At 67.3% G+C, this 23,103-nt stretch carries 23 protein-coding genes and 4 tRNA genes; 16 read left to right on the top strand and 11 right to left on the bottom strand.

Annotated features, from left to right (window positions below):
• The first annotated feature begins 98 nt into the window (after positions 1 to 98).
• On the top strand, positions 99 to 1,160 hold the full coding sequence (locus FGL91_RS14480; protein ID WP_153244158.1) for a PQQ-dependent sugar dehydrogenase: 1,062 nt from the start codon (positions 99 to 101) through the stop codon (positions 1,158 to 1,160).
• Between the two features lie 17 nt (positions 1,161 to 1,177).
• On the opposite strand, the gene FGL91_RS14475 is transcribed toward FGL91_RS14480, so the two are convergent.
• Positions 1,178 to 1,253 (bottom strand) — tRNA-Val (locus FGL91_RS14475).
• 151 nt (positions 1,254 to 1,404) lie between these two features.
• Between FGL91_RS14475 and FGL91_RS14470 the strand changes: the two genes are divergently transcribed.
• The 6 genes from FGL91_RS14470 to FGL91_RS14445 all read left to right on the top strand — a co-directional run bounded on the left by FGL91_RS14470 (position 1,405) and on the right by FGL91_RS14445 (position 5,220).
• Positions 1,405 to 1,477: transfer RNA gene (locus tag FGL91_RS14470), tRNA-Gly, on the top strand.
• A 54-nt stretch (positions 1,478 to 1,531) separates the two neighbouring features.
• A tRNA-Cys gene (locus tag FGL91_RS14465) sits at positions 1,532 to 1,602 on the top strand.
• Between the two features lie 27 nt (positions 1,603 to 1,629).
• A tRNA-Val gene (locus FGL91_RS14460) sits at positions 1,630 to 1,701 on the top strand.
• A 257-nt stretch (positions 1,702 to 1,958) separates the two neighbouring features.
• Positions 1,959 to 2,444: a hypothetical protein gene (locus FGL91_RS14455; RefSeq protein ID WP_153244157.1), complete on the top strand. Its 486-nt coding sequence runs from the start codon at positions 1,959 to 1,961 to the stop codon at positions 2,442 to 2,444.
• Between the two features lie 205 nt (positions 2,445 to 2,649).
• Positions 2,650 to 3,510: a M15 family metallopeptidase gene (locus tag FGL91_RS14450; protein WP_227991633.1), complete on the top strand. Its 861-nt coding sequence runs from the start codon at positions 2,650 to 2,652 to the stop codon at positions 3,508 to 3,510.
• 411 nt (positions 3,511 to 3,921) lie between these two features.
• On the top strand, positions 3,922 to 5,220 hold the full coding sequence (locus FGL91_RS14445) for a VCBS repeat domain-containing M23 family metallopeptidase (RefSeq protein WP_131491082.1): 1,299 nt from the start codon (positions 3,922 to 3,924) through the stop codon (positions 5,218 to 5,220).
• Positions 5,221 to 5,353: 133 nt separating this feature from the next.
• On the opposite strand, the gene FGL91_RS14440 is transcribed toward FGL91_RS14445, so the two are convergent.
• The 6 genes from FGL91_RS14440 to FGL91_RS14415 form a co-directional block, all read right to left on the bottom strand.
• Entirely contained in the window at positions 5,354 to 6,580 is a 1,227-nt protein-coding gene (locus tag FGL91_RS14440; protein ID WP_131491081.1) for a Dyp-type peroxidase, read from the bottom strand.
• A complete protein-coding gene (locus tag FGL91_RS14435) occupies positions 6,580 to 7,128 on the bottom strand; it encodes a copper chaperone PCu(A)C (protein ID WP_227991632.1) in 549 nt (182 codons plus the stop codon). Before FGL91_RS14435 ends, FGL91_RS14440 begins: the two co-directional genes overlap by 1 nt.
• Positions 7,125 to 7,712, bottom strand: a complete 588-nt coding sequence (locus tag FGL91_RS14430) for a copper resistance CopC family protein (RefSeq protein ID WP_153244156.1) — start codon at positions 7,710 to 7,712, stop codon at positions 7,125 to 7,127. The genes FGL91_RS14435 and FGL91_RS14430 overlap by 4 nt, the downstream gene beginning before the upstream one ends.
• A 117-nt stretch (positions 7,713 to 7,829) precedes the next feature.
• Positions 7,830 to 8,435 (bottom strand): hypothetical protein, encoded by a 606-nt coding sequence (locus FGL91_RS14425; protein WP_153244155.1) that lies wholly within the window; start codon positions 8,433 to 8,435, stop codon positions 7,830 to 7,832.
• A 42-nt stretch (positions 8,436 to 8,477) separates the two neighbouring features.
• Positions 8,478 to 9,854, bottom strand: a complete 1,377-nt coding sequence (locus FGL91_RS14420; RefSeq protein ID WP_153244154.1) for a cryptochrome/photolyase family protein — start codon at positions 9,852 to 9,854, stop codon at positions 8,478 to 8,480.
• Positions 9,855 to 9,907: 53 nt separating this feature from the next.
• Positions 9,908 to 10,303, bottom strand: a complete 396-nt coding sequence (locus tag FGL91_RS14415; RefSeq protein ID WP_153244153.1) for a hypothetical protein — start codon at positions 10,301 to 10,303, stop codon at positions 9,908 to 9,910.
• A gap of 119 nt (positions 10,304 to 10,422) precedes the next feature.
• On the opposite strand from FGL91_RS14415, the gene FGL91_RS14410 reads away from it, so the two are divergent.
• The 3 genes from FGL91_RS14410 (at position 10,423) to FGL91_RS14400 (ending at position 13,854) form a co-directional block, all read left to right on the top strand.
• Positions 10,423 to 11,193 carry a GIN domain-containing protein gene (locus FGL91_RS14410; protein WP_131491076.1) on the top strand — a complete coding sequence of 257 codons (771 nt, stop codon included), beginning with the start codon at positions 10,423 to 10,425 and terminating at the stop codon, positions 11,191 to 11,193.
• Between the two features lie 151 nt (positions 11,194 to 11,344).
• On the top strand, positions 11,345 to 13,270 hold the full coding sequence (gene thrS, locus FGL91_RS14405) for a threonine--tRNA ligase (protein ID WP_227992078.1): 1,926 nt from the start codon (positions 11,345 to 11,347) through the stop codon (positions 13,268 to 13,270).
• Positions 13,267 to 13,854, top strand: a complete 588-nt coding sequence (locus FGL91_RS14400) for an HIT family protein (RefSeq protein WP_131491074.1) — start codon at positions 13,267 to 13,269, stop codon at positions 13,852 to 13,854. Before thrS ends, FGL91_RS14400 begins: the two co-directional genes overlap by 4 nt.
• Here FGL91_RS14400 and pdxY read toward each other — a convergent pair.
• On the bottom strand, positions 13,832 to 14,683 hold the full coding sequence (gene pdxY, locus FGL91_RS14395) for a pyridoxal kinase PdxY (protein WP_131491073.1): 852 nt from the start codon (positions 14,681 to 14,683) through the stop codon (positions 13,832 to 13,834). The two genes, FGL91_RS14400 and pdxY, sit on opposite strands and share 23 nt — an antisense overlap.
• A 49-nt stretch (positions 14,684 to 14,732) precedes the next feature.
• A complete protein-coding gene (locus tag FGL91_RS14390) occupies positions 14,733 to 16,040 on the bottom strand; it encodes an aminotransferase class I/II-fold pyridoxal phosphate-dependent enzyme (protein WP_153244151.1) in 1,308 nt (435 codons plus the stop codon).
• 90 nt (positions 16,041 to 16,130) lie between these two features.
• Here FGL91_RS14390 and pdxS point away from each other — a divergent pair, with 90 nt between their 5' ends.
• Positions 16,131 to 17,024, top strand: coding sequence for a pyridoxal 5'-phosphate synthase lyase subunit PdxS (gene pdxS, locus FGL91_RS14385; protein WP_047519474.1), 894 nt, complete (start codon positions 16,131 to 16,133; stop codon positions 17,022 to 17,024).
• On the top strand, positions 17,014 to 17,634 hold the full coding sequence (pdxT, locus tag FGL91_RS14380; RefSeq protein ID WP_131491070.1) for a pyridoxal 5'-phosphate synthase glutaminase subunit PdxT: 621 nt from the start codon (positions 17,014 to 17,016) through the stop codon (positions 17,632 to 17,634). Before pdxS ends, pdxT begins: the two co-directional genes overlap by 11 nt.
• Positions 17,635 to 17,653: 19 nt before the next feature.
• Here pdxT and FGL91_RS14375 read toward each other — a convergent pair whose 3' ends face one another.
• Both FGL91_RS14375 and FGL91_RS14370 read right to left on the bottom strand, forming a co-directional pair.
• Entirely contained in the window at positions 17,654 to 18,340 is a 687-nt protein-coding gene (locus FGL91_RS14375) for an alpha/beta hydrolase-fold protein (protein WP_153244150.1), read from the bottom strand.
• Positions 18,341 to 18,423: 83 nt separating this feature from the next.
• On the bottom strand, positions 18,424 to 19,818 hold the full coding sequence (locus FGL91_RS14370) for a pyridoxal phosphate-dependent decarboxylase family protein (protein ID WP_153244149.1): 1,395 nt from the start codon (positions 19,816 to 19,818) through the stop codon (positions 18,424 to 18,426).
• Between the two features lie 202 nt (positions 19,819 to 20,020).
• On the opposite strand from FGL91_RS14370, the gene FGL91_RS14365 reads away from it, so the two are divergent.
• Genes FGL91_RS14365 through ruvB form a run of 4 tightly spaced genes read left to right on the top strand, consistent with a single transcriptional unit; the run spans position 20,021 to position 23,057 of the window.
• Complete coding sequence (locus FGL91_RS14365) at positions 20,021 to 20,782, top strand: YebC/PmpR family DNA-binding transcriptional regulator (RefSeq protein WP_047519481.1); 762 nt, start codon at positions 20,021 to 20,023, stop codon at positions 20,780 to 20,782.
• A 45-nt stretch (positions 20,783 to 20,827) separates the two neighbouring features.
• A complete protein-coding gene (gene ruvC, locus FGL91_RS14360) occupies positions 20,828 to 21,391 on the top strand; it encodes a crossover junction endodeoxyribonuclease RuvC (protein ID WP_153244148.1) in 564 nt (187 codons plus the stop codon).
• A 27-nt stretch (positions 21,392 to 21,418) separates the two neighbouring features.
• Positions 21,419 to 22,039, top strand: a complete 621-nt coding sequence (gene ruvA, locus FGL91_RS14355) for a Holliday junction branch migration protein RuvA (protein ID WP_153244147.1) — start codon at positions 21,419 to 21,421, stop codon at positions 22,037 to 22,039.
• Entirely contained in the window at positions 22,032 to 23,057 is a 1,026-nt protein-coding gene (ruvB, locus tag FGL91_RS14350) for a Holliday junction branch migration DNA helicase RuvB (protein ID WP_153244146.1), read from the top strand. Before ruvA ends, ruvB begins: the two co-directional genes overlap by 8 nt.
• The last annotated feature ends 46 nt before the right edge of the window (positions 23,058 to 23,103 follow it).

Genomic DNA, 23,103 nt, shown 5'->3' with positions numbered 1-23,103 from the left:
ACCGACGATGCGACCGAGGAACGGTGCCCCCGGGTCTTCTGCCTGCGTGGTCGTGCGTTTAGCCTCGAGGGGAAGCGTACGGTCCGGAAGGAGCGGTGATGGAGTCGAAGGTGCGACGTGTCCTGTGCGCGTTGGGCATCGCGTCGTTGTCCTCGTTGCTTCTGAGCGCCTGCGCGCCGCTACCTCACAGCGTCTCTGAGGGCGAAGCCACGGGGGAGACCTCGACGGTCGTCGAAGATCTGGCCGCGCCGTGGTCCATCGCTTTCCATGAGGGGGCCGCGCTGATCAGCGAGCGCGACACCGCGCGGGTGCTGGAGGTCTCCGACGACGGGGACGTGCGTGAGGTCGCGGTGATCGACGGAGTGGAGCCACGAGGCGAAGGCGGTCTCCTGGGCATCGCCGTCCAGGAGGGATGGCTCTACGCGTACTCCACAGCGGCGGACGAGAACCGGGTGCAGCGGTTTCCGCTGTCCGGCTCCCCGGGATCGATCGAGCTCGGTGATCCCGAGATGGTTCTCTCGGGACTCGCGGCCGCGACGAATCACAACGGAGGCCGCATCGCGTTCGGTCCGGACGGCATGCTGTACGTGACCGTCGGCGACGCCGGCGATCGCGAGAGCGCACAGGATCCGAGGAGTCTTTCGGGGAAGATCCTCCGCATCGCACCGGACGGCGGCATACCCGAGGACAACCCGTTCGAGGGCTCACCCGTGTACAGCCTCGGCCACCGCAACCCGCAGGGACTGGCCTGGGACGATCGCGGCACGATGTACGCGAGCGAATTCGGCCAGGACACCTGGGATGAACTCAACGTCATCGAGGCGGGCGGCAACTACGGGTGGCCGGAGGTCGAGGGCGCCGGAGATCGTGGCACCTTCATCGATCCCGTGCAGCAGTGGGCCCCGGATGCGGCGAGTCCCAGTGGGATCGCGATCGCGGACGGTGCGATCTTCGTCGCCAACCTTCGCGGCGAGCGAGTGCGTCGTGTACCGCTGGATGACCTGTCCGCCTCCACCGCGTTCTTCTCGGGCGAGTACGGTCGGATCCGCGATGTGGCGGTGGCTCCGGATCGCGCGCTCTGGGTTCTGACCAACAACACGGATGGCCGGGGTCGGCCTGCGTCCGGCGACGACAGAGTCATCCGCATGATGCTGGAGTAGCGGCGAATCGGAGGTTATGGTGGGCGATACCGGACTCGAACCGATGACCTCTTCCGTGTGAAGGAAGCGCGCTACCAACTGCGCCAATCGCCCATACCCGCGGGGTACGTCAACCGATACTACCCGACGCTCGGAGCCCTCGCGGACCAGTCAGCGAGACACGCGCGAGATTCGCAACGGGTTTGGCGGACGGGAAATCTTCGGCTAATGTTTCATGAGTGCCCGGGACAACCGGGAACGAAATGCGGATGTAGCGCAGTTGGTAGCGCACAACCTTGCCAAGGTTGGGGTCGCGAGTTCGAGTCTCGTCATCCGCTCGAGTGCAGAGGATCTTCTTCGGAAGGTCCTTCGCACGTGGGGTCAATCCACACGGTGGCGTGGCCGAGCGGCTAGGCACCGGCCTGCAAAGCCGTTTACACGGGTTCGAATCCCGTCGCCACCTCACGGGAAAACTGAATAGCCCCAACGGGCGCGATTGGCGCAGCGGTAGCGCGCTTCCCTGACACGGAAGAGGTCACTGGTTCGATCCCAGTATCGCGCACAGACAAACCCCCGGGATTTCCGGGGGTTTTTTCGTGTTCCCACCGAGTTGGGCAACATCTGGGGAATAAGAACCTGCGCGTCTCCCGCGACGGACTGTGGGTTCGAAACTACCCGCCGGGCGTGGCGGCTCACCCTGTCTATCACTCGCTCCCGCATGCCTCGGGGGGAGGGCAGTCTAGTGGGCTACACGTGTACGCGTCTGTAGGCCGAAGAGGGGACAGCGCTCGGCGCTCATCTGTTCGTAGGCTTCAGACCATGAGCGACCTAACGATTGGCGTCAGCGCGGTAACCGTGATGGACGGTGACCAGTTGACCACCTTCAGCTACAACGATCCTGACGCGCTGATTCAGGCGCTCACCGATGCGTTCGGATCCTCACCGAGCATCACTGAGGATCCGAACGGATACGAAGTGACTTTCTACGATTGGCAAGGCGCGCGGGTGCTGCGCCTAACTGACGCTCGTGCGAGCATTACGATCTCCGCTCCGGTTGTGGGTGGTGTGAACGCCGCAACGCTCGAGGGGATCAAAGTCGGTTCGGATCGTGCTTCGGCGCTGGCAGGTGAGGCGCGTGACGTCGGAGAGGGCGCGGACTTCCTCGGCATCACCGCCCGTGAGGCAACGAACACTCAATCGCTCACGAGGCCAGGCGAAGTGGGACTCGACTTCGTGAGGCTTCGCTTCAGCAGCGATCAGGTAACTCACATCCAAGCGCCCGCCTTCGACTACGGAGACGTATGACGGTCAAAGAAACTCACATCCTTCGAACAGCGAGATCGAGAGCATGACTGAATCGAGCGCACCTGTGTCCCCTGACATCCCGATGATGAGCGCGCACGGGATCTCGCGTCGAACGCTCCTATCGTCTGCCGGGGTTTTCGTCGCCGCATCGTCAGTCGGAGCAGACCTCTTCTCCAGACCTACGAGCGCGAGCGCAGCCTCTCTCGTGGTCAAGGCGGGCGCATGGGGCGGGCATGCGAACGGCAGGATCCCACTGTCAGCGCTGTCCACCGTGCCGTGGAACACTGCCCGACGGTTGCGTTCGGATGCTGTGACGGCATTGATCGCCTTGAATAAGGCCTTCCGGGCCGCATTGGGACGAGACCTGCCGCTAAGCGATGCCTACCGCGATTTCGCGGGCCAGGTTGAAGCCCGCAATTACTGGTGCGGTCAGGGGAACTGCGGGCTGGCAGCCGTGCCGGGGACATCCAACCACGGCTGGGCACTCGCGATCGATATCGGCGTCGGACGCACGGATTGGAGTAATCCCATCTACGTGTGGATGAAGGCCAATGCGCAAAAGTTCGGATGGTTCCATCCCTCCTGGGCGGAACCGAACGGAGCTCACCCAGAGGCGTGGCACTGGGAGTACTCAGGATCAACCACGCCCACACCACTACCGGAGGATGACGTGCCGATTTACCACCGCAAGCAAGGCGACTACACCGTGCCGATTGGTACGACATCGAACACTCGCCTGTACTTCTCATCGGGTGTGTTCGATATGGCCGGGGGAGCCGGAGGCGCGGGACTCTATCAGATCACCACCCATGCCTACTTCACGGGTCTTACGCCCGAAAAGACGCTCATGCTCCAGTACTACCTTCTGCACGCTAGCACTGGCGTGTACAGCGGTGGGTTCGCGGCAACATTCCCGGGCGTGACGGATGGCGTCGCACAGATCGAATTCAGCACGATCATTCCGGTGCCGGCGGGAAACTACTTGTTCGTGGCGGCGCGATCCCCGCAAGGTGGCGTCAACCAGACCCGAGTTGCCAAAATGAGCCTAAACTACGGCTCCGTCTAGAGAGCGCATCGGCGGCCCCATTCAACTTCGGTTGGGTGGGGCCGTTGCTCATTGGTGCCGGATCGGCGCGGAGGGGTCCGCATGCGGCGCCGCGGTTGGAGCGTGTTTGCGGGGCTTCTCTGACCTCCAATCCCATCGGTGACAGCAATCACAGATCGACCGAACCAATTGATTTCGCGCTTTCTCACGCTGGCTCAAGAACGCGAAAGGGCGACACGAGGATCGCGGCGCGGGCGCCGGTACGAAAGAACCTGTGCGTGCCGGAGCGCGCGTGGGGATCTCTCAACGTATCTCGCGTCGCATGGCATGTCTGTAGGCAGAAGAGGGGACAGCGCCGCGTGCACGCCGATCGGTAGCGTGAACGTGAAACGCCCTCGGCCGCGGGTACCCATCCAACTTTAGGAACTGAAAATGAAGAGAACCCAGGCGCTTCGTCGCGCCCGAATCGGAATCATGACGGCTCTCGCGGTCGTCGTCGGTGCGCTCGTACCCTTTGCGGCACCGCCCGCTGCGCAAGCCGCATACGGCGTGATGATTCAACCGGCAACCGGATACATCGTGTCCCGCGTCGCCGATGGCTGCGGAGGCGAGCGGCCCAGCCACACTGGCATCGACATCTCGCACAACGGAGGAACGCCGATCGTTGCCGCCTACGGTGGGACGGTCAGCACTCGCACGTTTAGCAGCGGGTATGGCAATTATGTGGTGATCTCCCACCCGAGTGGATACACCACGTTGTATGCGCACATGGCGTCCCCCGGCTCAGTGAACCCTGGGCAGACGGTGACGAAGGGCCAGCAGATCGGCGTCGTGGGAAGCACCGGAAACTCAACAGGAGCCCACCTTCACTTCGAGATCTATCGCAACGGTACCAACGTCGCCAACCAGGGGTACACCTGCAAGACGAACGTCACACGAGGCGCCGCGATCCCCATGGACTTTCCGGGTCTCGGAGGCAGCAGTACCGGCGTCAATGCTGACTACAACGGGGATGGCAAGGCCGACGTGCTCGCAGTGTCGACCACCGGTCAGATGACCGCCTACAACGGCAATGGCAACGGTGGGTGGGCCACCGACACACTCGGCGGCGGCTGGGGAACGACTCGCGCTCTTATCCACGGTGACTACAACGGGGATAGCAAGGGGGACGCGATCGCTGTGCGGGACGACGGCACCCTCTGGTTCTACCGAGGCGTAGGAGGCAACTCGTTCCAGGCCTCTCAGGTTGGGCACGGCTGGGGAACCATGCGGCTAGTGACAGGGGGTGCCGACTTCAACAGTGACGGACGGGCCGACCTCGTCGCCATCGGCAATGACGCCAACCTCTATCTGTATCCGGGGAACGGCGCGGGCGGGTTCAACGGCGGAGCTATACAGATCGGAAACGGCTGGGGCAATTTCAGCATGATCCTCGCGGGAGACTTCGGGACTGACGGCAAGGGTGACATCCTCGCACGTGACACCAGCGGCAAACTTCTCCTCTATCCTGGCAACGGGTCAACGCTCAACAACCCTTACCAGGTCGGTCACGGCTGGAACACCATGACGGCGATCACGGGTGGCGTCGACTTCGGTGCGGACGGCTATGCCGACGTCCTCTCGCGTGACGAAGCAGGCGATCTCTGGCTCTACCCAGGGCTCGGTGGATCCGGCTTCGGCACTCGCATCAAGGTCGGACACGGCTGGAACATCCACCGACTGATCGCCTGACCTAGGCGTGACGAAAGACCCCCACCCGGGCGAAAGCCTAGGTGGGGGTCTCTCTCGCGAGTCGATCGCAGGCTGCACACCCGCGTGGGTCGACCCTCCTACGTGCGCCATGCGCTCACTCCAGAACGTCGCCTCATGTCAGGAGCGTCTCACCGATGAACCCGCCCTCCGCGCAACCCGGCGGGATCGCGAAGACGGCCGAGCCGATCGGGACCGTCCACTCGTTGAGCAGGTCGAGTTCGTCGAGCCTCCGCTGCATCGGGACGAACTGCGCGTCGACGTCGGCCTGGAAAGAGACGAAGAGCAGGCCCGACTCCGAGACGGAAGCGCCCGAAGGGCGTTCGTCGTAGTTGTACCCGCGCCGGAAGATCCGTTCGGCACCGTCGCCGCGGGCACGGCGGATGTGAGCGAACTGCGGGATGACGGGGAAGCCGAGGGATGTCTTCGCCTCGAAGTCCGGTTCATCGAACTCCTCGGCGCCGGTCAGCGGCGCTCCATTGGCGAGTGTCCTCCCCACCGATGCATCCCGTCCGCTGCGATCCAGCCGGTCCCACTTGTCGAGGTCCATGTGGATGCGTCGGAGCACCATGCCCGTCCCGCCGGCGAGCCAGCCGTCCGCACTCCACACGACCTCATCGAAGTCCGCCGTGCCGGGTTCCGGGTTGGTCGTGCCGTCCACCTGGCCGAAGAGGTTCCGCATCGTCGTGCCGGGGCGCTCCGTTCCGTACGCGCGGCGGAAACCCTGCTGCGTCCACCGGACGTCGGCGAAGCCCCGGGCGTCCTTCAACAGCATCCGGGTCGCGTGGGCCACGGTCAGCGGGTCATCGGCGGCGATCTGCAGGAGGAGGTCGCCGTCGGAGAATTCCGCTTGCAACCGGTCCACCCCGAAAGCAGGCAAGGTGGCGAGCCACGATGGACCCACGCCGCCTGCACGCGCGACGAAGTTCGGGCCGAAGCCGAATGTCACGGTCAGCCTCGCCGGAGCGAGCGCGAGCTCCGGCTCGGAGTCGGCGAGCGCGGCGCGGCCCTGCGTCAGGCGTGCGGCGTCATCGGTCAGGAGTCCCATCAGCCGGGCGAGCCCGTCGCGATCGACGTCGTCATGCAGGTCGAGGGCGACGAAGAGCCCGTGCGCCTGCGCAGCCGTGTCTATGCCCGCTTGATGGTCGCCGAAGAACGGTACGGTCTGCTCACCGTTCATCGGGGTGGAGGCGGGTGCCTGATCAGCATCCGCGCGGTTCAGGGCGAGATCCACTCCGACGGCAGCGACCGCGCCGACACCGGCGACAGCTCCTCCGAGAAGGAACTGTCGCCGGGTCGACCCGGAGCGTCGGGAGCGGGCGCCCTCAGAGGGCGCCGACATCAGTGATCCATACCCTCGTGCTCTTCGCCATCCTCATAGTTCTCGTTCGCGCCGGAGTAGTCCTTCACCGGGGCCGTGAACTCGTAGGTGGAGTCGTCCGAGAAAGTCACGGTGAAGGTGACGTCGTTGCCGGCGGTGAGCGGGGTGCTCAGATCCATCAGCATGATGTGGTTCGCTCCCGGCTCCAGCGCGAGCGTCCCTCCGGCGGGAATGAAGAATCCGCCGGCCTTCTCGCGCATGACCATCTCGCCTGCCTCGTTCTCGACGGTCTCGTGCAGCTCGATCATCGGCGACGCCTCGGACGTCACCGACACGACCGTCACGTCGTCGTCTCCGCTGTTGACGAGGGTTCCGAAACCGGCGGACATTCCCTCTTCGGCCGACTTCACCCACGCATCCTCGATGGTTACGGTGTCACCGGCGGGACGCGTCGTGGGCTCACTCGTGGGGCTCTCAGGAGCGCACCCGGTGAGCGCGAGCAGGGAGACCGCGATCACAGCGGCGAGTCGGGGGAGGTTCTTGGTGGTGTTCACAATGGTGCCTTTCACAGGTCATCTGCTGTCGTCCGGGGACGACGAAGGAATCGAATGAGCACGAGGAGGAGGACGGCCACAGCCGCTCCCCCTGCGCCGATGAGCAGCACCCGGAGGGTGGTGCTCGAACCTGTGGCGTTCTGATCCGGTTGTTCTTCGCCTGCGGAGGATGTCGTCGCCGTGTCACCGGATGTCGGGACCTGCATCGGTTCGGCATCGCCGACCGTGAAGGGGATGACCCCGGCGATCGGATGACCGTCTTCCGACACCACCTGCCATCGCACCTGATAGCCGGCAACGGGCATCCCCGCTTCGAGCCTTGCCGTGACCGTGCGCCCGGCGACCGTGACGTCGCCGGAGACCCAGTCCTTCCCCGAGGCGTCGACGACCATGACGACAGCCCCGGTCAGCGACTCATCGAGGACCAGGAGCTCACCGGAGAACGACATCGTGATGTCTTCCGGCGCGGCCGCCAACTGCTCGTCAGCGGCCGGGGAACTGGATACCAACTGGTCGTGGGCGGACGCGGGCGTGGCGATCGCGAGGGTCGCGATCGTCGCCAACGCCAACCCGGCCGCAATCCTGCGGACAGGGGACATGGGATGGCCTCTCATCAGACGCCGTGTGTGCGGCGTTCATGCATGCGTTCAGAACCCGCGCGCGACGATCGCGCACGGTGTGACGCGCCTCTGGACCGGGAGGGTCCAGGGCACGGATCAGATCGCAGCGGAGAGAGGAGGAGCGCGGCCCCGAAGGGTCGCCAGAAGGATGAGGCCGCGGCTGCAGGCGAGGTCGAAGACGCCGCGCAGACGGCGGGGCAGACGGAGCGCCGGGATGAGCAGGACGTGATCGACACGGCGGCGCAGCCATCGACTCAGCTGCCGGGCGAGGTCTCGCACGGCGAGGACCAGACGCTCGCCCCGGTACAGCGCGGCCACCGTCAGCAGTGCCGCGACCGTGTGGCCGAGCCACATCGAGGTGTCAGCGGCGACCGCCTCCGGGATGCCGGGCCCCGCGGGGATCACGAGCGGTCCACCGTGCACGTGCGGCGTCGAGACTCCGGAGGGTGTGACGGTGCCGAGCACAAACAGCGCATGGAACAGGAACTGACTCACTGCGACGGACACTCCGAGGCGGATGAGTGACAGAGAGCGCCCGGCGAGGAGGACGCAGACCATGAACGAGAAGATCCACGGGACGAGGATGCCGAGCGCGCCGGGCACCTCCCCGCCGCCGGTCACGTGGCCGGCGAGTGCGACGAAGATCGCGAGTGACGACGCAGCGAAGCCGCGGATGACGGCTGGCTTTCTGGATTCGGTCACGCTTCCAGTCTGGCACGGACGGCGCGAACCACCGTCGCACGCCTACCGATCGCGGACGCCGTCGTTCCCCTCGCGCCGTGTCTTCGGGGCCCGCTTGACGACGTCGTAGGCTGCGAGCGCAGCCTTCCGTGTCTCCGCGAGGTCGACGATCGGCTCGGTCGGCGCCTTCGATGCCCAACGCGAGATGTAGACGCCCTGCGGGTCGAACTTCTTGGCCTGCAGTTCGGGGTTGAACACGCGGAAGTACGGCGCGGCATCCGCTCCGGAACCCGCTACCCACTGCCAGTTGAAGGGATTGCTGGCTTCGTCGGCGTCGACGAGCGTGTCCCAGAACCACTCCTCGCCGAGTCGCCAGTCGATCATCAGATTCTTGATGAGGAACGACGCCGCCACCATCCGCACCCGATTGTGCATGTAGCCGGTATGCCAGAGCTCTCGCATCCCTGCATCCACGAGCGGCACACCCGTCTCCCCGTGCTGCCAGGCATCCAACTGCGACGGGTCGAGCGGCGGCCAGGGGAAGGCGTCGAACTCCGGCCGCAGGTTCTTCGCCGCCAGATCCGGGAAGTGGTACAGCGTGTGCCAGGCGAACTCGCGCCAGCCGAGCTCCGAGAGGAAGCGGCCGCTGCCGTCGACGCCGACTGCCTCGTGCCAGACCGTGAACGGGCTCACCTCGCCCCAGCGGAGCCGCGGTGACAGCAGCGAGGTGACGCCCGCAGACGGCTCGTCACGGGCGCTGTCGTAGCCGGGAAGGTCGTTCTCGAGGAACTCCTTCACACGGCGCCGCGCGGCCGGCTCACCCGGCTCCCACGTCTCGCGGAGTCCCGCTGCCCAGTCCGGTGTCGTGGGGAGAAGCGCCCAGTCGTCGAGGGCGTCGGATGCCGGCGGACGCGGTGCTCCCGGGATCTCCCGGGGCTCGGGGAGGGGAGCGCGAGGCGCAGGGAGGGCGAGGCACGCGCGCCAGAACGGCGTGAAGACCGAGTAGTGGGTGCCGCTGCCGGTCGTGACCGTCCACGGTTCGTGGAGGAGCGACGCGGCGAAAGACGCGACCGTGACGCCCTCCGCGCGGAGGGCCGACTTGATGCCCGCGTCGACGGCGCGTTCCGGGCCGCCGTAACGACGGTTCCAGAACACGGCCCCGGCTCCGGCATCCGTCACGAGCTCTCTCAAGACGCCGGCTGCAGCGCCCCGCTTCAAGACGAGCGTCGCCCCCTTGTCATGCAGGCGTTCCGCGAGGGAGGCGAGCGAGTGGTGCAGCCACCACCGGGCTGCGCCGCCGAGCGGACGGAGCCCCTCGGATTCCTCATCGAGCACGAACAGCGCGATGATCGGCTCGCCGTGCTCGATCGCCGCACGGAGTGCAGGATTGTCTGCCAGGCGAAGGTCGTCACGGAACCAGACGATCGAAGGAGAGGACATCGCCCCATTGTCCCTGACCCCGAGGACGATGGGCGCTGTCCGCGGAGGCGGGTTCAGCGGCCGCGCGGGGGACGCTCGTCCGTCGCCCAGAGCGCCCACAGCACGAGCAGCGGCTGCAGGAAGAGGCGCCCGAGTCGTCGGGCATCCGTATCGAGTCCCGGGGTGGATCGTCCGGTCCGCCACTGATGGACGTTCCCGGGGAAGACGGCGACGAAGAACGCGGCGGTCGCCCAGCCGATCCGGCGACGTTCGCGGGGGAGCGCGATGAGGCCGGCGGACAGGGCGATCTCGGCGGCACCGGAAGCGAGGACGATGTCGTTCTTGTCGAGCTTCGTCACCTGCACCGCCCAGTCGGGCACGACGATACGGAAGCCGCGGGTCGAAGTGAAGTGCATGATGCCGATCGCGCCCAGCGCGATCGCAAGGATCCATCGGGCGACTGCTCTCATGCCCTCACGCTACGTGATGGTCCGGCGATCCGCGCCCTGTGAACTCATACCGAGGGGGCATACGAGGTCCGTACCCCGGTGGGTGGCGGACTCCGCCGGACGCTTCGTACGCTGAGACCATGCGCTCACGTCTCGTCGGTTCTTCCGTCCTCCTCCTCGCCCTCTCCGCATCGGCGCTGACGGGGTGCGCGTCGTTCGACGCGGGACCGGTCGTCTCGCAGGAGCGTGCGGTGCCGGATGTCGCCGCGGTCGAGCTCGACACCTCCGGCGATCTGACCGTGACTCTCGGCGCGACGCCCGCACTCACCGTGACGGCGGGCGAGCGGGTCATCGAGCACCTGACCGCCCACGTCGAAGGCGGCGTCCTGCGGCTCGGGATGAACGGCGAGCCGGTGCTCCGGAACGGCGAGATCCGCTACGAGTTGACCGTGTCGTCTCTCGAATCGCTCGTGGTGCAGGGGTCAGGCGATGCCCGCATCGACCTGTCCGGTGCGATCGCCCCGACGGTGACCGTGCGCGGCTCGGGCGACGTGGAGGCCACGGGGATCGATGCTGCGACGGCTGTGCTCCGGGTCGACGGCGCCGGCGAGATCGTCGCCCATGACACCGTCGTCGAGGACCTGACCGTGCGCATCGACGGCTCCGGCACGGTGGCGATCGACGGCACGGCGCGCTCCCAGGACGTCTCGATCCGCGGTTCCGGCGAACACACGGCCGAGGATCTGCGCAGTGAGGACGCTTTCGTCTCGATCCGCGGTTCAGGGAGCGCAGATGTGACCGTGGACGGAAACCTCGCGGTCGTCATCGACGGCAGCGGCGACGTCTCCTATGGCGGTGAAGCCCGTGTCACCCAGGAGATCGCAGGATCGGGAGATGTCCGGCGCCGATGACGAAGAGCGGGTGCGACGCCGTCGCGTAGCGGTCCGGAGCGCCCGACCGTACCGGTAACCTGGGTACCGACCCAGATGGAGAGTTTCTGTGCCTGAAAACGCCCGGCCGAATGACGGCTTCGCCCTGTTCACTGACCGAAACGTCGTCGCGATGCGCGTCAACGGCGAACTCAAGGATCTCGCCACGACCCTGACCGACACCGACGAGGTCGAGCCGATCACGATCGACAGTCAGGACGGGCTGAACATCCTCCGCCACTCCGCGGCCCATGTGCTGGCACAGGCGGTGCAGCGCATCAACCCGCAGGCGAACCTCGGCATCGGTCCGCCCATCACCGACGGCTTCTACTACGACTTCGGCGTCGAGACCCCGTTCACGCCCGAAGACATCAAGGCCATCACCAAGGAGATGCAGCGAATCGTCCGCGAGGGCCAGCGCTTCGTCCGCCGGGTGGTGACGGACGACGAGGCGCGCGCCGAGCTCGCCGACGAGCCGTTCAAGCTGGAGCTCATCGGGCTCAAGGGCGGGAAGGAAGCGGCGGAGGGTGCCTCCGTCGAGGTCGGCGAGGGCGAGTTGACGATCTACGACAACACCACCCGCGACGGCGAGGTCGTCTGGAAGGACCTCTGCCGCGGCCCTCATCTGCCCAACACGCGCATGATCGGCAACGGCTGGGACCTCACCCGCATCGCCGCCGCGTATTGGCGGGGCAGTGAGAAGAACCCGCAGCTGCAGCGCATCTACGGCACGGCGTGGCCCACCAAGGACGAGCTGCGCGCGTACCAGCACCGGCTGGAGGAGGCCGCCAAGCGCGACCACCGTCGCCTCGGCAAGGAGCTCGACCTGTTCTCGTTCCCCGAGGAGATCGGCTCCGGCCTCTCGGTCTGGCACCCGCGCGGCGGCGTCATCCGTGGCGAGATGGAGCAGCACGCGCGCAAGCGCCACATCGAGGGCGGCTACACCTACGTGTACACGCCGCACATCTCGAAGGAAGACCTGTTCCTCACGTCGAACCATCTCGTCACGTACAAGGAGGGCATGTTCCCGCCGATCGTGATGGACGAGGAGCGCGACGACGAAGGCAACGTCACCAAGCAGGGCCAGGACTACTACCTGAAGCCCATGAACTGTCCGATGCACATCCTCATCTACAAGGAGCGCGCGCGCAGCTACCGTGACCTGCCGTTGCGGTTCGCCGAGAACGGCACGGTCTACCGCAACGAGCTCTCCGGCGCGCTGCACGGCCTCACCCGCGTGCGGGGCTTCACCCAGGACGATTCGCATCTGTTCGTGACCCCCGATCAGCTCGAGGCCGAGGTCGCCAAGGTCCTCGAGTTCATCCTCTCGATGCTGCGCGACTTCGGTCTGACCGATTTCGAGCTCGAGCTCTCGATGAAGGACGACGAGAAGTCGAAGTGGATCGGCACGGACGAGTTCTGGGAGTCGTCCACCGATGCGCTGCGCCGCGTCGCCGTCGCCTCCGGCCTCAAGCTGACCGAGGTCCCCGGTGAGGCCGCGTTCTACGGTCCGAAGATCGACCTCAAGACGCGCGATGCGATCGGTCGCACCTGGCAGCTCTCCACCGTGCAGGTCGACCCCAACCTGCCCGAGCGCTTCGACCTCGAGTTCATGGACAAGGACGGGCAGAAGAAGCGCCCGATCATGATCCACCGCGCGCTGTTCGGCTCGATCGAGCGGTTCTTCGCGATCCTGCTCGAGCACTACGCGGGCGACTTCCCGGTGTGGCTCTCGCCGGTGCAGGTCGTGGGCATCCCGGTCGCCGAAGACTTCGCCGACTACCTGGGCGAGGTCGTCGACACGCTGCGCGCCGAGGGTGTGCGCGCGGAGCTCGACACTTCGGACGACCGCATGCAGAAGAAGATCCGCACGCACACGACCGGCAAGGTGCCGCTGCTGCTGATCGCGGGGGAGAAGGACCGTGACGCCGGCACCGTCTCGTTCCGCTACCGCGACGGCGCCCAGGAGAACGGGGTTCCGATCGCGGACGCCGTGGCTCGGATCCGCGCAGCCATCGACAGCCACGCCCTGGTGCAGACAGCAGGGGACCTGGCGTGACCGAGGGGGAGCAGCCGCTGGAGGACGCCGGACATCTGGCCGGTGTGCCCGACGAGTTCCAGCGGCTGTGGACCCCGCATCGGATGGCGTACATCCAGGCCGGGCCTGAACCCCTCCGTGAGGAATGTCCGTTCTGCGAGGCGCCGAAGTTCCCGGACACCGAGCGCCTCGTGGTCGCTCGCGGCGAGACCGCCTACGTGCTGTTGAACCTGTTCCCGTACAACTCGGGCCATCTGCTCGTCTGCCCGTACCGTCACATCGCCACCTACGACCAGGCGACGCCGGAGGAGGTCGCCGAGATCGGTGCTCTCACGCAGACCGCGATGCGCGTGCTGCGGGAGGTCTCCCGGTGCGACGGCTTCAACCTCGGCATGAATCAAGGTGCGGTGGCAGGAGCCGGTGTCGATGCCCATCTGCACCAGCACGTGGTGCCGCGGTGGACGTCGGACGCCAACTTCTTCCCGATCATCGCGAAGACCAAGGCGCTGCCGCAGCTCCTCGGCGAGGTGCGTCACGCCGTGGCTGCCGCGTGGCCGCAGCCGGAAGGGCCTACCGAGAAGGTCAGCGCACCTGACGCGCCGTGAACTGCATCTGCGGGTTCGCGTAGAACTCCTGCGCCTCGACCAACTGGAGCTCACGCTCGCCGGACTCCAGCGTCGCCTTCAGCAGGTCGTACACGCTGGACGCCGTGCGTTCGAGCGCGACCTTCGCGCTCCCGGTCTCGACGTAATGCGCGGTGAACAGTGCTGCCGTCACGTCACCGGAGCCGTTCGCCTTCATCGGAAGGTGCGGGGTCTGCACGACCCAGGCACCCTTCTCGTCGGCGGCGAGCATCTCGATCGTGCCCTCTTCGCGGTCGGGTCGTTCGACGCTCGTCACGAGGACGGTCCGCGGACCCATCGCGTGGGCGAGGTCGACCGAAGCGAGCGTGGACTCCAGCGTGTCCGGCTCGGTGTCGGTGAGGAAACCCAGTTCGAACTGGTTCGGCGTGATGATGTCCGCGACCGGCACCACGCGCTCGCGCAGGAGTACGGGGATGGCCGGGGCCACGAAGCACCCCGACTTGGCGTTGCCCATGACCGGATCGCACGCGTAGACGGCGTTCGGGTTCGCCGACTTCACCCGCGCGACGGCGTCGATGATCACGTCGCCGATGCCCTCTCCGCCCTGGTAGCCGCTGAGGATCGCGTCGATGCCCCCGAAGACGCCACGCTCTTCGATCCCGGTGATGACCTCACGCACGTCATCGGGGGCGATCAGCGGTCCGCGCCACGCGCCGTAGCCGGTGTGGTTGGAGAAGTTCACCGTGTAGACCGGCAGCACTTCGACGCCGATGCGCTGCAGCGGGAACACGGCCGCCGAGTTGCCGACGTGTCCGTAAGCGACGGCGGACTGGATGGAGAGGATCTTCATTCTCCGACCCTTTCGTTCAGGGCGGGGCGTTGCCCGCGACAGGTGGTGGTCATCGTCCGGCGGCGACGAGGTCAGCGACGAGCGTCTCCGCGTCGGCATCGGACAGGTCGTGAACGGTCAGACGCAGGTGGTGCGAGGGCTCCGCGCGTTCGTCGAGCGCGAAATCGTCTCCGGTGCGGGCCAGCCACCCGCGTCGCATGAGTCGATCGGCAACCGTCCGCGCGGGTCGCGACAGCTCGACCCACAGGCTGAGACCGTCGGACTCGGTCGCGTCGATCCCGTTCGCGCGCAGTCTCTCGACGAACGACGCATTCCGCTCGGCATAGTGCGCAGCCGCCGCGGCGACCTCGGTCCTGACCGTCTCGTCGGTCAGCTGCGTCAGCGCGAGGCGTTGCAGGAGGTGACTGACCCACGTGGTTCCCGGGCTCAGGCGCATCGCGAGCCGTTCCGCGGTCTCGGCATCCGTCGCTGCGATCGCGAGGCACATGTCGGGTCCGAGGAACTTCGACACCGACCGCACGAGGGCGAACCGTCTGTGCTCGGCGCCGATGAGGGACTCGTAGGGCCGCTGCGACAGCATCGAGAAGTGGTCGTCCTCGATGATCAGCACGTACGGATGGTCGGCGAGGATCGCGCGGAGCTCGGTCGCCCGCGTCGCCGTGAGGCTCGCCCCGGTCGGGTTCTGTGCGCGCGGGGTGCAGATGATGGCACGGACGCCCGCGTCCAGCGCCGCTCGCAGTCCGTCGACGGTCATGCCTTCGCCGTCGACGGGCACGGGGACCGCCCGGTAGCCGCCCAGACGCACCGTGTGGATACTCGCGAGGAAGCAGGGGTCTTCGAGCGCCACGGCGTCGTCGCGCATGAGTGCCTGCGCGAGCAGACGCTCGACCGCGTCGACGGCACCGCTCGTCACCGTGATCCGGAAGTCGTCGGCGCGGAGATCGGACGAGATCCACTGCCGGGACCATTCTTCGAGGCCACGATCGATCACGGGCTCGCCGTAGAGCACGGGACGGGAGGCGATCGTCATCAGCGCGGGTGCCGGGTCGGGGATGAGCCGGGGATCGGGGTTACCCGTGCCGATGTCGCGAAGGACCGTGTCGGGCGCGTATCCCTCCTGGGCCACCGATTCGAGACCCGCCACGACGGTGCCCGCACGCCCGCGCGAGACGACGAGGCCGGCCTGGGCGAGCTGCCGGTACGCGGCCACAGCCGTGTTGCGGTTGACGCCGAGCGTGGCAGCGAGCTCGCGCACCGGGGGGAGGACAGCACCGACCCGGAGGATTCCGCGGTCGCGCAAGGAACGCACGCTGTCGGCGATGTCCGCTGCGGTCGTCCCGGTGATCTGGTCGCTCATGGTCCTCCTCTGTGATTCTAGGTCGAATCGGACAGTGCTATGTTTGACCTAGATCAAACCCGACTTCGGTGCATCCGACAGGAGTTCCCCATGGCAGAGCAGACAACCACCGGATCCGCGCGCGTCAAGCGCGGTCTCGCCGAGATGCTCAAGGGCGGCGTCATCATGGACGTCGTCACGGCAGAGCAGGCGAAGATCGCCGAAGACGCGGGCGCCGTCGCCGTGATGGCTCTCGAGCGTGTGCCGGCGGACATCCGTGCGCAGGGCGGTGTCTCCCGCATGAGCGACCCCGACATGATCGACAGCATCATCGACGCCGTCTCCATCCCCGTGATGGCCAAGGCCCGCATCGGGCACTTCGTCGAGGCGCAGGTGCTGCAGGAGCTCGGCGTGGATTACATCGACGAGTCCGAGGTGCTCTCACCGGCCGACTACGTCAACCACATCGACAAGTACGGCTTCACCGTCCCGTTCGTGTGCGGTGCGACGAACCTCGGCGAGGCGCTCCGCCGCATCAATGAGGGAGCGGCGATGATCCGTTCCAAGGGAGAGGCCGGGACCGGCGACGTCTCCGAGGCGATGAAGCACATCCGCAAGATCCGCGGAGAGATCGCCGCGCTCACCGCGCTTCCCAAGGACGAGCTCTTCGTCGCGGCGAAGGAGCTGCAGGCGCCGTACGAACTCGTCGCCGAGATCGCTGAGACCGGCACGCTCCCGGTCGTGCTGTTCGTGGCCGGAGGGGTCGCGACCCCCGCCGATGCCGCCATGATGATGCAGCTCGGTGCTGACGGCGTCTTCGTCGGCTCCGGCATCTTCAAGTCGGGCAACCCGGCAGAGCGGGCCAAGGCCATCGTCAAGGCGACGACCTTCTATGACGACGCCAAGGTCATCGCCGAGGTTTCGCGTGGGCTGGGCGAGGCGATGGTCGGCATCAACGTGAGCGACCTCCCGGCACCTCACCGACTCGCCGAGCGTGGCTGGTAGAGGCAAGGTCGGCGTCCTCGCATTGCAGGGCGACGTGCGCGAGCATGTCGCCCTGCTGACGGAACTCGGCGCCGATGCCACTCCGGTGCGTCGCCCCGACGAGCTCGCCGCGGTCGACGGACTCGTGATCCCGGGGGGCGAGTCGAGCGTGATCGACAAGCTCTCCCGGATCTTCGGCATGCAGGAGCCGATCCGCGACGCGATCGCCTCGGGCATGCCGGTGCTCGGCACCTGCGCGGGCTTGATCATGCTCGCGGATGACATCGTCGACGCGATCGACGGGCAGGAGTCGTTCGGAGGGCTCGACGTCGTCGTGCGCCGGAACGCCTTCGGTCGCCAGGTCGAGTCGTTCGAGGCGGAACTCGAGGTCCCTGCGTTCGGCGGGGGCCCGGTGTCGGCGGCCTTCATCCGTGGGCCCGTGGTCGAGTCGGTCGGTCCGCGCGCGACCGTGCTCGCGGCGCTGCCCGACGGGCGTGTGGTCGCGGTGGAGCAGGGGAATCTGCTCGGACTGAGCTTCCACCCCGAGATCACGGGGGAGCGCCGTTTTCACGAACGCTTCCTCGCACGGGTGGAGTCGCGGCACCGCACGAGGGCGCCGCAGAGCGCCTAGGTCCGTCCGAGCGTCGCGGTCAGACGTGGCGCCGGTGGGAGAGGAGCCAGTCGTACAGCTCGGGGTTCTCATAGGTCTCGGTCCAGGAATCGTGACCGACGCCTGCGTATCGAGTGAACCGGGCGTCGGCACCGAGGCCTCGGAGTTCGCTGATGATCTGTTCCGTGGCGGAGAACGGCACGACATCGTCGGCATCACCGTGGAAAGCCCAGACGGGGACGTCACGGAGCGGCGCAGCGCTTTGCATCCAGAGTCCTCCGCAGATCGGCGCGATCGACGCGAACCGGTCGGGATAGCGCACCGCCAGGCTCCAGGCCCCGAATCCGCCCATGCTGAGTCCTGTCACCGATATGCGGGACGCATCGATGCGGTGCTCTGCGACGACTTCGTCGAGCAGCACGGACAACGTCGAGAGCTCCGCGACCCACTGGCTCGATTCGCCACACTGAGGCGTGACGAGGACGAAGGGGAACTCCTGCCCGGCATCCGCCAGACTCGGCGGACCGTGCACGGCGGCGAGCTCGACGTCGGTACCGCGCTCACCCGAACCATGCAGGAACAGGACGAGTGGCCACCGTCGGTCGGGGTCGGCGTCGTAGTCGTCCGGGAGATGGAGCAGGTACAGCAGGGAGTCGGCCGGCGTCGGCTCGCCGTTCCGCACGTCCGAAGAGCGGGAGGCAGGAGTGATGTGTCGCGATCTGCGCATGTGTCCATCCTGCGCCATGTGTGCCGTCTTCCGAGGGAACGATGTGCGGAGCGGGCAGCCGGATGTGGAGCCCACGGTCTCGGTCAACCGGCGGGTGACCCTGCGGCGACCAGGCCGCGGATGGCTTCGACCGTGCGGACGATGTCTTCCGGGGTGGTCGCCCAGGACGACATCGAGCACCGCAGAGCCGCACGACCTTCCCATTCGGCACCCGTCATCGCGGCCGTCCCGTCGACGAGGATCGCCGCGCCGAGCGCACGCGTCGCTTCGTCGGAGCCGAGGCGGAACATCACCTGTGTGTAGTCGACGTCGTTGATGACTTCCACCGACTCCACGGTTCGCAGTCCCGCCGCCATCGCGACGGCGTTCGCATGCAGGCGGTCGATCAGGTCCGAGATGCCCGACCGACCGAGACTGCGCAGTGCGGCCCACGCGGGAACCCCGCGGGCGCGTCGAGAGAGTTCCGGGGTGACATCCCATGGGTCGAGCCCCGAATAGATCAGATAATCGCCTCCGGTGCGGAATGCGGCGATCGAGTCGGCCGGGTCGCGCACGATCGCCATGCCGCAGTCGTACGGCACGTTGAGCGTCTTGTGCGCGTCGGTCGCCCAGGAGTCGGCGTCCGCCATGCCGGCGGTGAGGTGGCTCAGCCCGGGAGACGCCGCAGCCCACAGTCCGAACGCGCCGTCGACGTGGATCCATGCACCGTGCCGGCGTGCGAGGGGGATCAACGCCGCGAAGTCGTCGAAGGCGCCGGTGTGCACCTCTCCCGCCTGCAGGCACACGATGAGGGGTCCCTCCGCGCCGACGAGTGCCTGATCGAGCGCCTCCGGGCTCATGCGCCCTTGGCCGTCGGTCGGGACGATCGTGAGTTCCGCCCGCCCGACCCCGAGGAACCGGGCGGCGCGGTCGATGGACCCGTGCCGGTGGCTGCCGACGACGAAACGCAGCGGCGGAGACCCGTGGAATCCCTGCTCGGCGATGTCCCACCCCGCGCCCGCCAGCACAGAGTGTCGCGCGGCGGCGAGGCACGTGAAGTTGGCGAGCTGCCCGCCCGTGACGAAGCCGACGCTGGCGGTCGCGGGGAGCCCGAAGGCCTCGAGCATCCATTGCCCGGCGATGCGTTCCATCGCCACAGTGGCCGGCGTGAGAGTCGACGAGCCCGAGTTCTGATCCCACGCCGAGACGAGCCAGTCCGCGGCCAGGGCTGCCGGATGGGTTCCGCCGATCACGAAACCGAAGAACCGGCCGCCGGGGATCGCGACGAGTCCGGGGTCGGCGAGCACGGACATCTCCTCCACCACTGCCGCCGCGTCCACGCCATGTTCCGGGAGCGGACCCCCGAAGGCGGTGAGCATCTCGTCGAGCGAAGCCCTCGGCCACACCGGCCGCTCGGCCACCGAGTCCAGGAAGCGGAGCGCGGCATCGTGCGCGGTCTCGAGTGCGCGGGTCCGGTCGTCGGGAGCCGTCTCTTTCATGCCTCAGGCCTACACCCGGAGGCCCCATCGCACCAGTGGTCACGCGAGGCTGACACGGTCGCAGTGGCTGCCCGCGCGAGACTCGCGCGAGTGACGGCCGCGCGGTCGGCCGCGGTGGTCGCCACTCGGGCAACCGTGGCTTTTCGATAGAATGGTCGATGCCCTGGGCACGCTCCGGGGCGGATACGACGAGCGGAGACTTATGTCCGGGCATTCCAAGTGGGCGACCACGAAGCACAAGAAAGCCATCATCGACTCCAGGCGCGCGAAGTCCTGGGCCAAGCTCATCAAGAACATCGAGGTCGCGGCGAAGCTCGGCGGACCCGATCTTGCGGGCAACCCGACGCTCTTCGACGCGGTGCAGAAGGCCAAGAAGACCTCGGTCCCCAAGGACAACATCGACCGTGCGGTGAAGCGCGGTGCGGGCATCGGCGGCGAGGCCGTCGAATACCTCTCGATCATGTACGAAGGCTATGGACCCAACGGCGTCGCCCTCATGATCGAGTGTCTGACCGACAACAAGAACCGTGCGGCTGCAGAGGTGCGTACGGCTCTCAGCCGCAACGGCGGCACGCTTGCCGATCCGGGTAGCGTCGCCTACAACTTCAGCCGTAAGGGCGTCATCGTCGTCGGCTCCGAGGGCACCACCGAGGATGACGTCATGATGGCCGCGCTCGAGGCGGGCGCCGAGGAGATCGAGCCGCACGCGGAGGGCTTCGAGATCATCACCGAGGCGACCGACCTGGTGGCCGTGCGCACCGCGCTCCAGGAAGCGGGGATCGACTACGAATCCGCTGACGTCGAGTTCGTTCCGAACCTCAAGGTCGAGATCGACGCCGACACCGCACGCAAGGTCTTCCGTCTCATCGATGCGCTCGAAGACAGTGAAGACGTGCAGAACGTCTTCACGAACTTCGACCTGAGCACCGAGGTCCAGGCCGAGCTGGAGAACGACGAGGCCTAGGCGCGCCGGACCCGCGGTGTCCGCTCCGCCGCCTAGCCTGGGGGAGTGGCTTCCTCTCTGCGCGTGCTCGGCATCGACCCGGGCCTGACCCGGTGCGGTGTCGGTGTCGTGGACGTCGACCGTTCCCGTCGGGGAACCCTCGTGCACGTGGGGGTCATCCGATCGTCGCTGGATACGGAGATCGGTGATCGCCTCGCGATCGTCGCCGCAGGGATCCGCGCCGTGATCGCTGAGCACCGGCCCGATGCCGTCGCCGTCGAGCGGGTGTTCGCTCAGCAGAACACGCACACGGTGATGGGCACGGCGCAGGCCAGTGGGGTCGCGCTGCTGATCGCGTCCGAGTCCGGGTTGCCGGCCGCCACGCATACCCCGAGTGAAGTGAAAGCGGCCGTCACCGGGTACGGTGCCGCCGACAAGCGGCAGGTGCAGACCATGATCGCGCGGATCCTGCGTCTGGATGCGCTGCCCCAGCCCGCCGACGCGGCGGATGCTCTGGCGATCGCGCTCTGTCATGCCTGGCGTCGCGGAGGACCGACCGCATCCGGTCAGAGCGCGTTGACGCCCGCGCAACGAGCCTGGGCGGCGGCGGAGCGTGTCGCTCGAACATAGCTACGAGCGACACCGTAGGCTGAGACGATGATCTCCTCTCTGCACGGCGTCGTTCTGCACGCGACGTCCGATCAGGTCGTCATCGATGTGGGCGGGGTCGGGTTCGCCGTCGCCGTCCCGGCCGATGTCGCGCACACCGCCACGGTGGGGGAGAAGCTCCTCCTGCACACGAGTCTCATCGTGCGAGAGGACTCCCTGTCGTTGTTCGGCTTCGCGGACCGCGGCGAACTCGAGATCTTCGGCCTCCTGATCGGGGTGACCGGAGTCGGGCCGAAGTCGGCGCTCGGCGTGCTGTCGCACCTCACCACCGATCAGATCGCGGAGGCCGTCACCGCCGAGGACGATGCGCCGTTCCGGCGTGTCTCCGGGATCGGGCCGAAGACGGCCAAGCTCATCGTGCTCCAGCTCGCGGGCAAGGTGCAGGCGTTCGCCGCCCCGTCCACGTCCGTCGCCGCGGGGAACACCGATGTCGTCACCCAGGTCTCCGCCGCCCTGGTCGGCTTGGGGTGGTCGGAGAAGATCGCCACCGAAGCGGCAGCCCAGACGGCGGAGGAGGCCACGGAGGCGGAGCGTGCATCTGTCGCGGCGCTGCTCCGACGCACCCTCGCCCTGTTGGGCCCGGCGAAGGGAGCCCAGCCGCATGTCTGACCCTCTCGACGCGTCGGAACCCTCGGACGAGACCGAACTCGCGATCGAGGGCGCACTGCGCCCCACGAGCCTCGGAGATTTCGTCGGGCAGCAGAAAGTCCGAGGACAGCTGCAGCTGCTCCTCGAAGCGGCGCGACTCCAGAGCCGGCCGGCCGATCACATCCTTCTGGCGGGCCCGCCGGGGCTCGGGAAGACGACCCTCGCGATGATCGTCGCGCACGAGAGCGAGCGGCCGCTGCGTCTCTCGAGCGGCCCCGCGATCCAGCACGCGGGCGACCTGGCGGCGCTGCTGTCGAGCCTGGTCCCGGGGGAAGTGCTCTTCATCGACGAGATCCATCGCATGGCCCGCTCGGCGGAAGAGATGCTCTACCTCGCGATGGAGGACTACCGGATCGACATCATGGTCGGGAAGGGCGCGGGCGCGACCAGCATCCCGCTCGAGCTCTCGCCGTTCACTCTCGTGGGGGCGACGACCCGCTCCGGCCTGCTGCCCAACCCGCTGCGGGACCGCTTCGGGTTCACGGGGCACCTGGAGTTCTACGAGGAGTCCGAGTTGGAACAGGTCATCGCGCGCTCCGCCGCGGTGCTGGGCGTCGATCTGCCGACCGACTCGCTGTCCGAGATCGCGCGCCGTTCTCGGGGCACACCGCGTATCGCGAACCGTCTGCTCCGCCGAGTCCGGGACTATGCGCTCGTGCACGGCCACGGCGCGGCCACGATCGGCGAGGTGCGGGCGGCGCTGGAGCTCTATGACGTGGACGCGATCGGCCTCGATCGGCTCGACCGGGCGGTCCTCGATGCCCTCGTGCGGCGCTTCCGTGGAGGTCCGGTCGGCCTGAGTACCCTCGCCGTGGCCGTCGGAGAAGAGGGCGAGACCGTGGAGAGCGTGGTCGAGCCGTATCTCGTGCGCATCGGCTTCCTGGGCCGGACTCCGCGCGGCCGTGTGGCGATGCCCGACGCATACACCCACCTGGGCGTTCCTCATCCGGACGGGATGCTTAAGTTGGATGACCTATAATCACTGAAGACTTCCCGGATACCTTCGCGCGCCCAAAGGCTGGAGC

Source organism: Microbacterium sp. CBA3102 (assembly GCF_007954505.1).
In the GTDB taxonomy this organism is placed as follows: domain Bacteria; phylum Actinomycetota; class Actinomycetes; order Actinomycetales; family Microbacteriaceae; genus Microbacterium; species Microbacterium aurugineum.
This window is presented reverse-complemented; position numbering and strand designations above follow the sequence as displayed.

Bases quoted from the DNA above. Each gene is read 5' to 3' on its own strand.
- FGL91_RS14480 (WP_153244158.1), top strand. From the start codon at position 99: ATGGAGTCGAAGGTGCGACGTGTCCTGTGCGCGTTGGGCATCGCGTCG.
- FGL91_RS14455 (WP_153244157.1), top strand. From the start codon at position 1,959: ATGAGCGACCTAACGATTGGCGTCAGCGCGGTAACCGTGATGGACGGT.
- FGL91_RS14445 (WP_131491082.1), top strand. From the start codon at position 3,922: ATGAAGAGAACCCAGGCGCTTCGTCGCGCCCGAATCGGAATCATGACG.
- FGL91_RS14440 (WP_131491081.1), bottom strand. From the start codon at position 6,580: ATGTCGGCGCCCTCTGAGGGCGCCCGCTCCCGACGCTCCGGGTCGACC.
- FGL91_RS14430 (WP_153244156.1), bottom strand. From the start codon at position 7,712: ATGTCCCCTGTCCGCAGGATTGCGGCCGGGTTGGCGTTGGCGACGATC.
- FGL91_RS14420 (WP_153244154.1), bottom strand. From the start codon at position 9,854: ATGTCCTCTCCTTCGATCGTCTGGTTCCGTGACGACCTTCGCCTGGCA.
- FGL91_RS14415 (WP_153244153.1), bottom strand. From the start codon at position 10,303: ATGAGAGCAGTCGCCCGATGGATCCTTGCGATCGCGCTGGGCGCGATC.
- FGL91_RS14410 (WP_131491076.1), top strand. From the start codon at position 10,423: ATGCGCTCACGTCTCGTCGGTTCTTCCGTCCTCCTCCTCGCCCTCTCC.
- thrS (WP_227992078.1), top strand. From the start codon at position 11,345: ATGCGCGTCAACGGCGAACTCAAGGATCTCGCCACGACCCTGACCGAC.
- pdxY (WP_131491073.1), bottom strand. From the start codon at position 14,683: ATGAAGATCCTCTCCATCCAGTCCGCCGTCGCTTACGGACACGTCGGC.
- FGL91_RS14390 (WP_153244151.1), bottom strand. From the start codon at position 16,040: ATGAGCGACCAGATCACCGGGACGACCGCAGCGGACATCGCCGACAGC.
- pdxS (WP_047519474.1), top strand. From the start codon at position 16,131: ATGGCAGAGCAGACAACCACCGGATCCGCGCGCGTCAAGCGCGGTCTC.
- FGL91_RS14375 (WP_153244150.1), bottom strand. From the start codon at position 18,340: ATGCGCAGATCGCGACACATCACTCCTGCCTCCCGCTCTTCGGACGTG.
- FGL91_RS14370 (WP_153244149.1), bottom strand. From the start codon at position 19,818: ATGAAAGAGACGGCTCCCGACGACCGGACCCGCGCACTCGAGACCGCG.
- FGL91_RS14365 (WP_047519481.1), top strand. From the start codon at position 20,021: ATGTCCGGGCATTCCAAGTGGGCGACCACGAAGCACAAGAAAGCCATC.
- ruvA (WP_153244147.1), top strand. From the start codon at position 21,419: ATGATCTCCTCTCTGCACGGCGTCGTTCTGCACGCGACGTCCGATCAG.
- ruvB (WP_153244146.1), top strand. From the start codon at position 22,032: ATGTCTGACCCTCTCGACGCGTCGGAACCCTCGGACGAGACCGAACTC.